Genomic DNA, 11,612 nt, shown 5'->3' with positions numbered 1-11,612 from the left:
ACCCCTCGCCCTCGCCCGCCGGCCGCTCCCTCGCCACCGCCGTCGACCTCGCGCAGGCCGCCGCCGACGTGGTCGTCCAGCGCCCCGGCACCTCGGTCTGCTCGGCGGACGACCTGCTCGCCTCGCTCGCCGCCCCCGGTGCCGTCGTGCTCGGCGAGGAGGCTCTTGTCGAAGTGCTCGCGGAGCAGAGCCGTCGCGGACGCCGTGTCGTCTTCACCAACGGCTGCTTCGACGTGCTCCACCGCGGCCACACCGCCTACCTCCGTCAGGCACGCGAGCTGGGCGACGTGCTCGTGGTCGCGGTGAACGACGACGACTCCGTGCGCCGGCTGAAGGGCCAGGGCCGGCCGATCAACCCTGAGGGCGACCGCGCCGGAGTCATCGCGGAGCTGGGCTGCGTCGACTTCGTGACCCTCTTCGGCGGCGACACCCCGATCCCTCTGCTTGAGCGCGTACGGCCCGACGTCTACGTCAAGGGCGGCGACTACAACCCCGACATGCTCCAGGAGGCGGCGGTCGTCCGCTCCTACGGCGGCACCGTCACCACGGTCGGCTACGTCTCCGAGCACTCCACGACCGAGATGGTGCAGCGCATCCGATCGGCCGCGCCGTGACCAGCCGCCGCTGGTCCGGGCGCTGGGGGCTCGCGGGGACATCCGAGCAGCCGCTGATCGACGTGCTCGTCCGCACGTCGCCGCCGGGCTCGACGTCCCGGAGGGCGCCTGGCGCGCGTACCGGATGGCCTGGCTGGGCGCGTGCGTCCTCTCCCGGCGCGACGCCCACGACGGTCACCGACCGGCGCGTCGACGCCTTCGACGGGCTCTTCGCCGAAGAGCACTCGTCACACTCAGCACGGCGACGAAAGGACAGCACGATGGACGCCCCCAACCCGATCCAGATCCAGAAGTACCTCTCGGGCATCGACTACCCCGCCTCGAAGGACACGATCGTCGAGACCGCCGAGAAGGAGGGAGCAGACGGGGACGTCCTGGAGGCCCTCCGCGCGATCCCGGACGGCGACTACGCGAAGCCCACCGACGTGAGTTCGGCCGTCTCCAAGGTCTGACCTCCCCTCCGCGAGATGCCACGTGAGTACGCGACACGCCGTGTCGGACGTACTCACGTGGCATCTCGCGGCCGGGAAAGCAGGGAGGGAAGCAGGGTCAGGCGGAGGCGTGCTCGCGGAGGATGCCGGAGGCGAGGGCTTGGAAGGAGAGCACCTTGTAGCCCTCGGACTCGAAGAAGACCGTCGCCCGGTCGACCTCGACGCTCATCACGGTGCCGGCGCCCCACTCGCGGTGTTCGACCGCCTCGTCGACCCTGAGCGGAGCATCCACCTCGGTGGTCTGGGGCGTTTCGGCGTCGGCGTCGGCCTCGTGCCGCTCGCAGCCGTCGCAGTTGCCGCACCATTCCGGCGACTCCACCCCGAAGTAGTCGAGCAGCACCCGGCGCCGGCACTGGGTCGTCTCGGCGTAGGCGCGCATCATCGCCAGACGCGACTCCGCGATCCGCTCGCGCGAGGCGAGCGCCTCCTTCACCGCGTCGACGGCCTCGTCGCCGGAGAGTCGCATGTCGCTCGCAGGCCCGAGCCGGTCTCGACGAGTCCGGCGTCCGCGAGGTCGTTCACGAGGCGCGCGATCGTGCGTGCGGGCCTGTCCAGCTCCTTCGCGAGCGCGGCGGAGTCGAGCCCCGGCTGCCCCGAGACGGCCGCCCAGACCACGCGCAGGGCCGCCTTGTCGACCGAGCGCTTGGCGAAGAAGCGGCGCAGCCCCAGGTCCTCCGCGCGGTAGTGCAGGGCGGCGGTCGCGGGCTCGCCGTCCCGCCCGGCCCGGCCGATCTCCTGGTAGTACGCGTCCAGCGACTCGGTGGTCGTCGCGTGCAGCACGAAGCGCACGTCGGCCCGGTCGATGCCCATCCCGAAGGCCGACGTCGCGACCACCACGTCGAGCTGTCCCGCGCGCCACTGCTCGTGCACGACCTTCCGTTCCGAGACCGTGAGTCCTGCGTGGTAGGCCGCGACCCGGCGCCCCTCCGCCGCGATCTCGGCCGCGTAGCTCTCGGTCTCCCTGCGGGTCGCCACGTAGATCAGGCCAGGAGCGGTCCAGCTGCGCGCTTCCTCGACCACCGCCGCGCGCTTGTCGTTCTCGCTCTCGTGGCGGTGCACGACCAGGCGGATCTCGGGCCGGTCGACGCCGTGCACCTGCACCTCGGGGTCGGTCATCCGCAGCCGCTCGATGATCTCGTCGCGCACCGGCCCGGAGGCGGTGGCCGTCATCGCGAGCACCGGCGGGTCGCCGAGCTCGCCGCGCACGTCAGCCAAGCGGAGGTAGTCGGGGCGGAAGTCGTGGCCCCAGGAGGAGACGCAGTGCGCCTCGTCGACGACCAGGAGCGACACTCCCGCGGCAGCGAGGCGGGCCACGTTCTCGGGCCTGGCCAGCTGCTCCGGAGCGAGCAGTACGGAGAGCGGCCCGCCCTCGTCGATCCGGTCCCACGCCCGGGCGACCGCTGCGGCGCCCTGGGACGAGTTGATCGCGACGGCGGGCGGAGCCGCGGGCGCCGCCTCGATCGCGGCGACCTGGTCGGCCTGGAGAGCCACGAGCGGAGAGACGACGAGGACGACTCCGCCGCGCTCGGCTCCCGCGATCTGGTACACCGCGGACTTGCCGCCGCCCGTCGCCAGCACCAGCAGCGTGTCGCGGCCCGACGCCGCCGACTCGATCGCCTCACGCTGGCCGGGGAGCAGCGACGACCAGCCGAAGTCCTCCCTGGCGATGCGGTTGACGGAGTCGGTGCGGGGGGAGGTCATGGCTCGACGCTACGACTCGCAGACCGCCGAGAGCGTCGGCTTGACACGGCCAGGGAGCTCGGTAAAGCGAGACGACGACACCCCGAACACCGGAGGCGCGAAGACCGTGCTCCCCGGCGAGGACGCTGCCGACGCCTCCGGCCGCAGAGCCTGATCGGTCCGTCTCCGGCCCGCGGGTCCGCCCGCGCCGCCTCCGGGCAGTCGACCCTAGCGCCGCACGACCACCGGGTTGAACAGCGTCCCGATCCCCTCGACGTCGACCGCCACCGTGTCGCCGTTCGCGATCGGCCCGACCCCCGCCGGGGTCCCGGTGAGGATCACGTCGCCCGGGAGCAGCGTGAAGATCCGCGAGACGTACGCGACGATCTCGGGCACCCCGTGGATCATGTCGCCCGTGCTGCCCGACTGCTGCACCCGCCCGTTGACGCGGGTCTCGATCGCGCTCTCGTTCCAGATCAGCTCGGTCTCGATCACGGGCCCCAGCGGGCAGAAGGTGTCGTAGCCCTTCGCCCGCGTCCACTGCCCGTCGGAGCGCTGGAGGTCACGGGCCGTCACGTCGTTGGCGATCGTGTAGCCGAACACGACGTCCTCGTAGTCCTCCGCGCGGACGTTGCGGGCGACGGCGCCGATCACGATCGCCAGCTCGCCCTCGAACTCCACCTGCTGGCTGTCCTCGGGTAACACGATCGCCTCGTCCGGCCCGATGACGGAGGTGTTCGGCTTGAGGAACACCAGCGGCTCGGTCGGAGCGTCGCCACCCATCTCGGCCGCGTGGTCGGCGTAGTTCTTGCCGATACCGACCACTTTGGAGCGCGGGATCACCGGCGCGAGCAGCTTCGCCTCCGCGATCGGGACACGCTCGCCCGTCGTGTCGAATCCGGCGAACATCGGGTCTCCGGCGAGCACGACCAGGTCGTCCTCGTCGACGATCCCGAAGTGGATCGCTCCCCCGTTGTCCCCGTCGCGCTGCGTCGCGAATCGTGCGATCTTCATACGTCCACCCTCGTCATCCAGCCGTGCCTGTCCTCCCGGCGTCCGTACTGGATGCCGGTCAGTTCCTCGCGCAGCGACATCGTCAGCTCGCCCGCGGGTGCGCCCGCGTGGCCGGCCGAGAAGCCCTCGCCCTTCAGCTCGGCGATCGGCGTGATCACCGCCGCGGTTCCGCAGGCGAAGACCTCGACCACGTCTCCCGAGGCGACCCCGTCGCGCCACTCATCGATGCTCACGCGGCGCCGCTCGACCCGGTGACCTCGGTCCTCGGCGAGCTGAAGCACGCTGTCGCGGGTGATCCCCTCGAGGATCGAGTCGGACTCCGGAGTGACGAGCGTGCCATCCTTCTTCACCAGCACCACGTTCATCCCACCGAGCTCCTCGATCCACTGCGACTCCTGCGAGTCGAGGAAGAGCACCTGCGCGCAGCCGTGGCTCGCGGCCTCCTGCTGCGGCAGGAGCGACGAGGCGTAGTTGCCGCCGGTCTTCGCCGCTCCGGTGCCGCCCTTGCCCGCGCGGCGTAGGAGGTGGAGAGCCAGATCGACACGGGGGCGACGCCTCCCGAGAAGTAGGCGCCGGCCGGGCTCGCGATCAGGTAGTAACCGACGTCCTCCGCCGCGCGGACGCCGAGGAACGCCTCCTGCGCGAACATGAACGGCCGGAGGTAGAGGCTCGTCTCGGGCTCGGACGGCACCCAGTCGCCGTCGGCGGCGATGAGCCGGCGCAGCGACTCGAGGAAGAGCCCGGTGGGCAGTTCGGGCAGGGCCAGCCGGCGGGCCGAGCGCTGGAGACGCCGCGCGTTCGCCTCGGGCCGGAACGTCCAGATCGAGCCGTCCTCGTGCCGGTAGGCCTTCATCCCCTCGAAGATCTCCTGCGCGTAGTGCAGGACAGCGGCCGCAGGGTCGAGCGCGAGGGGACCGTACGGCTGGACGCGGGCGCTGTGCCAGCCGTCGGCGCGGGTCCAGCGGAGTCCGACCATGTGGTCGGTGAAGTGCACGCCGAAGCCGGGGTGGGCGAGGATGCGCGCGCGCTCCTCGGCGGATCGCGGGGAGGGGGCGGGGGTCACCTCGAAGTCGAGGTCGGTCAGGGCGGAGTCGGTGCTCATCGTGGTGGTGTCCTTCTGCGAGGGGTCAGCGGAGGCGGGCGACGACCGAGTCGCCGATCGCGGCCGTCGAGCGCGGGGTTCCATCGCGCGACTCGATGTCGACGGTGACCGCGGCCGTGACCCGGGCGGCCTCGTCGCTGCGGCCGAGGTGGTCGAGCAGCATCGCCGCCGAGAGGATCGCGGCGGTCGGATCGGCGAGCTGTCGTCCGGCGATGTCGGGCGCGGATCCGTGGACCGGCTCGAACATGCTGGGGAACGCGCCGTCGGGGTTGATGTTGCCCGAGGCTGCGAGTCCGATGCCGCCGCTGATCGCGCCGGCCAGATCGGTCAGGATGTCGCCGAAGAGGTTGTCGGTGACGATGACGTCGAACCTAGCAGGATCGGTCACGAGGAAGATCGTCGCGGCGTCGACGTGGAGGTAGTCGACGGCCACGTCGTCGTAGGCGGCCCCGACCTCGTCGACGACGCGCTTCCAGAGCGAGCCGGCGAAGACGAGCACGTTGGTCTTGTGCACCAGGGTGAGCCTCGAGCGACGCGAGCGGGCCAGCTCGAACGCGTGCCGCACCACCCGCTCGACCCCGTAGGCGGTGTTCACCGAGACCTCGTTCGCGATCTCGTGCGCCGTGCCCCGACGGATCGCTCCGCCGTTTCCGACGTAGGGTCCCTCCGTCCCCTCCCGGACGACGACGAAGTCGACCTCGCCCGGGGCGGCCAGCGGCGACCGCACACCCGCGTACAGGCGGGTGGGTCGCAGGTTCACGTAGTGGTCGAGCTCGAAGCGCAGCCGCAGCAGCAGCCCGCGCTCGATGCCGGCGTCCTTGAGCCGGGGGTCGCCGGGCGCACCGCCCACAGCACCCAGGAGGATCGCGTCGTGTGCCCTGATCGCCGCGAGGTCCTCGTCGGTGAGCACGTCGCCGGACTCGAGGTAGCGGGCGGCGCCGAGCGAGAACACGGTCTTCTCGATCACCAGGTCGGAGGCGGCGGTGACGGCGTCGAGGACCTTCACGGCCTCGGCGGTCACCTCCGGCCCGATCCCGTCTCCGGGGATGACGGCGAGCTTCACAGTGCGGGGCATGTCGATCCTCAGGCGTGCGGGGTCAGAGACCCCCTCAGCGTACTCGTGGGCGCTGTCCGGGCCTTCGCGACACTCGCCAGCGAACCCGCGCAATCCTCGTTATTGTGTCACTGGCCCGCCGACGAAAACAGACCGAACGAGGAGAACATGAAAAGACACCGCGCTACCGCCGTAGGAGTGGGCCTTGCGCTCCTCCTCATCGGAATCACACTGGTTCCTGTAACTGCAACAGCGGCTACTCAGACCAACTCCGTCGAGGCACCTGCCGAGTTGAAAGGCAACAATGGCCTGACCTCCTCGAACGCACGCACAAAGTTGGTAATGCAGGCCGACGGCAATGCCGTAATCGTCTACACCACGACTAACCAAGTTCTCTGGGCGACGGCTACCTCCGGCAACCCGGGTGCTCGTCTCGCAGTTCAGACCGACGGAAATCTCGTAATCTACTCCTCGTCTAATCAAGTCCTATGGACTTCATCAAGCCGCGGTTCAGGGAGGTCTCTCGTGATGCAGGACGATGGAAACCTTGTATTCTATGCCAGCGGTGGAGAACCGTTGTGGGACACCGGAACGAGTATTCGTGACATCCGAGATTCATTCTCGGGGAGCGTACCCGTCAACTACGAACTCAGCGATGGTGATACCATAACGGCGCCAAATGGCTTTTTCCGTCTAACAATGCAGTCGGACGGCAACCCGGTCATTTACAGCTCAGATGGAAACGTAATGTGGGCAGCGGGCGTCAGCAGCCCCCATGCACGGCTGGTACCGCAGGCTGACGGCAACCTTGTCATCTACTCGGCAAAGAACCTTGCGATCTGGTCTACCAACACGAAGGGTTCGGGCAAAAGCCTCTCGATGACCGACGACGGCCGGGCTGTATTGACCTCTGGCGCAGGCTCCACCATCTGGGAGACCGCGCCAGCTTCCACGACCGCTCGGCAATTCGTATCCGCCGGCACCATCGGCTCCGCAGTGTCTGCTGCGATCGATAGCACGCGCCGTGCCACATCGGAGGAACGAGCGGTGATCGTGCCTTCGTCCTCGATCGACATGGTCCGCGAGGCGGCGGTCATGGCAACACTGTGGGACGCGTCGCTCATCGTTACCGATTCGGACACGGACGCGTCACAGACCAATGCTCGCATGTCGTCTCTGAACACGACGAGGGTGCGGCTCTACGGAACATCCCGCGCCTTCCCCAGTAGTTTCATCAGCGGATTGAAATCCGGGACAACGATCGATAAGTCGATTCTCGCAGACAGAGCCTACGACCGGACGAGTCAGATGTGGGACCTCAGCACGAGGAAGGAGCAGCTCGTCATCGCCGCAACGAGCTCCGCGGAAAATCTTCCGATGGCCGCAGCTCTGGCAATGGAACGCAAAGCGCCACTCCTCATCGTCGGCGACCAATCGGACAATCAAAAGCTCTACAACTCCCTTAACTCGAGCCTCAAGGAAAAAACCCATCCAGGCATCGTTCAGATCGGTAACGCCCTTGATCTGTCGCAATTCACAGCAGACGAGGTGAAAAAGAAGATTGAAACCTTCGATGTAGGCGAGCGGGACTCCGCCTGGCTGCGAATATCCACCAGGGCAATGTCTGCCCATTCCTCAGGCCTTGACCTCTGGACCGCCCCGTCCGACCAACCAGCACACATCATCGTGCAACATTTGCGGCGGCTCGAAGCAACGCGGTCTTCATTCCAGCTGGCGTCTCTACCTCGCTGGGAACAGCAAGCCCGGCATCCTCGTATCTGAATCTGGTTAGGAATGAAGCACAATCCGTCAGAATGATAGGAACGGGCAAGGCGACGAATTCGACATTTGCTTCCTTTGCAATTCCGCCGTCGATGAGTCGACGAGGAGTAGCGCCACAATTCCGCGTAACGGACTCGACCTTGAAAGATTCGCGAATTACTTTCTCGTTAACAAAGCGCGACGGTGCGGTCAAGTACGAGGCTCGGGGCATCGGGGAGCAGGTTCTTGGATCCTCCAGTTCGCCATCGATCTCTCTTCCCGCGGAGAAACTGAAAGCGACTGCCATAGTTGCACTCGATGGCTCCGGAAAAATTGTGGACTTTTTTCCTTTCCGAATCAATAAGTACGAGACCTCGACGGACCGGGACTCTGTCGTCTATGGACAGGAAAAGAACGGTGCTCACTACGTACGTTGGCTCAGCGACGTCCGAACGCCCAGAATCGTTACTCGCTATGTCACGAATCCATTCACTTCCGACGCACCTTCCAAAGGAGAGGCTATCGCGATAACGTGCCTGAGCGAATTCGTCGACACCGACCTCGACGAGACGAAACAGTACGAGTACAAGGTCGAACCGCTTACCCTTAACGGCGGAAGAGAATGCGGAGCTCCGCATACCCGAGCGCCGTCACAGAACGCCCGGCAGGAGGGGTGACACTGCCCTTCACTCGGTACCCGGTGAGCGAGGATCGTCAATCGGGTAAAAATAATGTCAACGGCGAGAACGATAGCACCCGCCTTGGACAAGAAGTCGCTTCAGTGGGTACGAGCGGGCACACGTTGGCGGACCTGTCAATTGAGGGCGCCGGAACCCCGAAGGATTCTCGTAGCGCTAATGGACGCTCTTCTGAAAAGAAGGAAGACGATCAAACTACTCAGTCGACGCAATCCGGTAATGATATCCAGCCGATGGAAGTTTATTATGAACAATACATTCCCGATGACAAGGTCTGGATGCCCGGTTTCTCGGGAGACCTTCAGCGCCCAGCAATATTCCTTCACGGTGACGGCAGAGAGTGGTTCGACCTGAACGGCTCAAACCGCGTGAAGAATCAGGTCTCGGTGACTTTCGGGCGCAACCACGGGATCTATCCACACACACCGAGCATCGGTGAGTCGCGCGCCTACGCCTGCGATCTCGGCGGAAACAACTGTCGGCAAAAAGCAGCCGAAACGGCGTCCTCTAACGGGGCATCGACAAACATCATCTACTCGTCGGAATCCTTCGCTTCCTTCCATATGGCTGTCAACGCAACTATCCCTTCGTCAGTGTATTGGCCGGCTCCTGCGATCAACGGACAAGTCACGGTCGTCTTGCAACCCGGAGGAAGCAGAGCTTATGGTACTCACGACATGATGCCTCGTCATCAGGTCTGGTACGGCAACTCAAACGCCGACGCATATCTGGCGTATCAGAACGACGACTACTTCCCGCTCGGTCTCTTCGGAATTCCTCCGACAAGCTTCAACGTTTCTTTCTGACCGAATAGGAGCCGGTGAATTCGGCGGGTGTCCAGCTGAGTCAACTGCTGGTTCTGGGCACCCGCCGATCCGATACCAAAAAAGTTCTCCGAGCAGCAAAAAACAGCGTAGTAGTGTGCAAAATAAGTCCCACGATGAAGTACACAGTGTAGCTCGTCAACCCATCAGACGGGGACGTCAAGAAGGTCGGGATGCTCGCGAAAATGGCAAAAGTCGCGGCCGAGAAGCCGCCGACCAGCATGCTGAAGGTCAGACGACCACGTTCGCGTCGTCCGCGCCGACCGATCGACTGGAAGACCAAGCCCCCTATGACACCTCCCACGCTAGCGGCTATCAGCAGAATCGGAATGAGATAGGCCAGGATCCATGTGTACTCACTAAGAGCATGCCAGAGGTCGTAGTCATACCCTCGGATCCGTCTACTTGTTGGGCCGACGACTACACAAGCAAGAATCACTAGACCGACAGAGAGAATGACGGTGATAAAGCCCGCAGAAGCCAGGCTCAAGGAAGTGGACCGCCAGAGTGAAATTCGGCTTGCTGGAACGTGAGGCGTCGTCATGACAAATACCATACGCCCTGCGCACGGCGCGAACGCACGGCTCCCTTCGAATGCCTGGGAAGCTCCTTGAGCAGTGCGACTGCGACGCCTCGATCTCCTCCGTCTGCTGTAGCCGACGGAGGGACCGCGTGGGCACCGTCAGCCGCCAAACCTATCGCGAGGCACCGCAACACCGAGGAACGTCGTCCCGAGTGAGACCGCACGAGACGCGGAGACCGCCCAGTGCGCGGCGGGCACGCCACGTGCTTGATTCATCCTCATCTGCGAATCGGACGGTCGCCATATGCTCCTCTCCGCACCTCCTTCCCCGCCCGCCTCGCTCCCGAGGAGGCGGCCCGCCGATACCCGCGCCTGCGCCGCCGGGTCCTCGTCGCGATCTTCCTCGGCCTCGTTTGAAACTCCGCCCCTCTGGTCGCCCCACTGATGCAACGCGAGCACGGATTCGCCACTGTCGACCTCGACTGATCCCCAACGGTGTCCTGCTGGCCTACGGCGCATCGAAGTTGCTCAGCGCGATGGTCAGCGACGCGCAGCTCTTCCTTCCGCTCGTCCTCCCCCCTCTCGGCCTTCGCCAGCCTGGCGGTCACCGCCTTCCCCGCCGTCAAGGCTGTCGCAATCTTCGTGCTCGTGATGCTGGTCAACGGCCTCTTCCAGGGGATGGGGTGGCCGCCCTGCGGGCGCACGCTCGTGCACCGGTGTCTCGACGACCGAGCGGGGCAGCCGGACGGCGCTCTCGACGTCGCGCACAACGTCGGCGGAGCGGGTTCCGGCGCCGTCGCCGCGGCCGCCCTCGCGCTCGTCGGCGACTGTCGCGTTCTAGCTCCCCGCGATTGTCGCCCTCGCCATCGCCGCCGTCGCCCTCGGCCTCCTTCGGGACACTCCGGAGTCGCAGGGCCTCCCGCCGATCGAGGAGTACCGCGAGCTGAGCGCTCCTCCGGACGCACGTGCTGTCCAACTCGACGATGATCGGCCTAACCTTCGCGAACGTCTTCGTCTACACGCTCCGCTAGGGGGGAGCTGGTCTGGCTGCCGGCCTACCTAGCCGAGGTCCGCACCGCGAGCCTGAGCGAGGGGAACGCTGGCGTATCACTCTTCGAGCTCGCGGGGATCCCGGGCGCCCTGCTCTACAGCTGGATCAGCAACCGGGTGTTCCGCGGGCGCCGCTCGCCCGCAGGAGTGGCATTCCTCGTCGGGGCTGGGGCCGTCCTCCTCTCCTATACTCGCTCTTGCCGACGTGAGGCGCGCTCGACGTCTCGCTCTCGGCGCTGGGCGCGATCGGCGGGCTAATCTACGGCCCGTCATGCTGATCGGACTCCAGGCCCTCGGCGTCAGCCCCGCGAGGTTGCGGGCACCGCCGCCGGGCTCACCGGCCTGTTCGGCTACGTCCTCGGGACGACACTCCCATCCACCGGCGTCGGGCTGGTCGTCCACGCCTTCGGCTGGGACGTCACCTTCACCCTCATCCTCGGCTGCGTCGCCGCCGCCGTTGCCCTCATGCTCGCCGTCGGCCGCTCCGAGCGCACCCTGCACTCCTCCCGCCCCTCTGCCCGCGCGCCTTCGCTCCCCGCCGCGAGATGCCACTTGAGTACGCGACACGCCGAGGAACGCGTACCCAAGTGGCATCTCGCAAGAGGGAGGAGGGGCGTCTCAGCTCCGGCGGAGCCGCCAGGCGCCGATCACGGCGGCGGCCAGCACGAGCCCCGCGCCCAGCCACGCCGACCAGCCGACGCCCGCGTCGAACGCCGCGCCCGCCGAGGCGACGAGGCTCGAGGCGGAGTCGGCGGGTAGCTCGCCCGCGACCGACACGGCCCCGCCGAGGGTCTCGCCCGC

Annotated in this window: 9 protein-coding genes and 2 pseudogenes; 5 read left to right on the top strand and 6 right to left on the bottom strand. The window is 66.5% G+C overall.

Going from position 1 to position 11,612, the window contains the following annotated elements; all coding sequences use genetic code 11:
• On the top strand, positions 1-614 hold a 614-nt coding region (gene rfaE2 / locus ACH61_RS11390; protein WP_082845217.1), incomplete at its 5' end, for a D-glycero-beta-D-manno-heptose 1-phosphate adenylyltransferase.
• Positions 615-874: 260 nt separating this feature from the next.
• Complete coding sequence (locus ACH61_RS11385) at positions 875-1,066, top strand: DUF2795 domain-containing protein (protein ID WP_068212180.1); 192 nt, start codon at positions 875-877, stop codon at positions 1,064-1,066.
• 97 nt (positions 1,067-1,163) lie between these two features.
• On the opposite strand, the gene ACH61_RS18455 is transcribed toward ACH61_RS11385, so the two are convergent.
• From ACH61_RS18455 to ACH61_RS11365, 5 genes and pseudogenes are all read right to left on the bottom strand, one after another.
• Positions 1,164-1,571 (bottom strand): DUF3553 domain-containing protein, encoded by a 408-nt coding sequence (locus ACH61_RS18455; RefSeq protein ID WP_236713652.1) that lies wholly within the window; start codon positions 1,569-1,571, stop codon positions 1,164-1,166.
• A complete protein-coding gene (locus ACH61_RS11380) occupies positions 1,535-2,806 on the bottom strand; it encodes a RecQ family ATP-dependent DNA helicase (RefSeq protein WP_236713651.1) in 1,272 nt (423 codons plus the stop codon). The genes ACH61_RS18455 and ACH61_RS11380 overlap by 37 nt, the downstream gene beginning before the upstream one ends.
• 207 nt (positions 2,807-3,013) lie before the next feature.
• Entirely contained in the window at positions 3,014-3,799 is a 786-nt protein-coding gene (locus ACH61_RS11375; RefSeq protein WP_068212177.1) for a fumarylacetoacetate hydrolase family protein, read from the bottom strand.
• Positions 3,796-4,901: pseudogene (locus ACH61_RS11370) on the bottom strand (branched-chain amino acid aminotransferase). The gene ACH61_RS11375 and the pseudogene ACH61_RS11370 overlap by 4 nt, the downstream one beginning before the upstream one ends.
• Positions 4,902-4,926: 25 nt before the next feature.
• Positions 4,927-5,976 (bottom strand): 3-isopropylmalate dehydrogenase, encoded by a 1,050-nt coding sequence (locus tag ACH61_RS11365; protein WP_068212176.1) that lies wholly within the window; start codon positions 5,974-5,976, stop codon positions 4,927-4,929.
• A gap of 504 nt (positions 5,977-6,480) precedes the next feature.
• Between ACH61_RS11365 and ACH61_RS16380 the strand changes: the two genes are divergently transcribed.
• From ACH61_RS16380 to ACH61_RS16925, 3 genes are all read left to right on the top strand, one after another.
• A complete protein-coding gene (locus tag ACH61_RS16380) occupies positions 6,481-7,737 on the top strand; it encodes a hypothetical protein (protein WP_158286136.1) in 1,257 nt (418 codons plus the stop codon).
• A gap of 140 nt (positions 7,738-7,877) precedes the next feature.
• Complete coding sequence (locus tag ACH61_RS16930) at positions 7,878-8,393, top strand: hypothetical protein (RefSeq protein WP_153038846.1); 516 nt, start codon at positions 7,878-7,880, stop codon at positions 8,391-8,393.
• Positions 8,390-9,220, top strand: coding sequence for a hypothetical protein (locus ACH61_RS16925; protein WP_153038845.1), 831 nt, complete (start codon positions 8,390-8,392; stop codon positions 9,218-9,220). Before ACH61_RS16930 ends, ACH61_RS16925 begins: the two co-directional genes overlap by 4 nt.
• Positions 9,221-11,429: 2,209 nt before the next feature.
• Here ACH61_RS16925 and ACH61_RS17445 read toward each other — a convergent pair.
• Positions 11,430-11,612, bottom strand: a pseudogene (locus ACH61_RS17445) (MFS transporter); the annotation flags it as partial.

Source organism: Rathayibacter tanaceti (genome assembly GCF_001634385.1).
Taxonomy (GTDB): Bacteria; Actinomycetota; Actinomycetes; order Actinomycetales; family Microbacteriaceae; genus Rathayibacter; species Rathayibacter tanaceti.
Note: the sequence above shows the minus strand (reverse complement) of the source record. Positions and strands in the feature narration are given on the sequence as shown.

Excerpts from the sequence above, each read along its gene's own strand:
- ACH61_RS11375 (WP_068212177.1), bottom strand. The coding sequence starts at position 3,799 with ATGAAGATCGCACGATTCGCGACGCAGCGCGACGGGGACAACGGGGGA.
- ACH61_RS11380 (WP_236713651.1), bottom strand. The coding sequence starts at position 2,806 with ATGACCTCCCCCCGCACCGACTCCGTCAACCGCATCGCCAGGGAGGAC.
- ACH61_RS18455 (WP_236713652.1), bottom strand. The coding sequence starts at position 1,571 with ATGCGACTCTCCGGCGACGAGGCCGTCGACGCGGTGAAGGAGGCGCTC.
- ACH61_RS11385 (WP_068212180.1), top strand. The coding sequence starts at position 875 with ATGGACGCCCCCAACCCGATCCAGATCCAGAAGTACCTCTCGGGCATC.
- ACH61_RS11365 (WP_068212176.1), bottom strand. The coding sequence starts at position 5,976 with ATGCCCCGCACTGTGAAGCTCGCCGTCATCCCCGGAGACGGGATCGGG.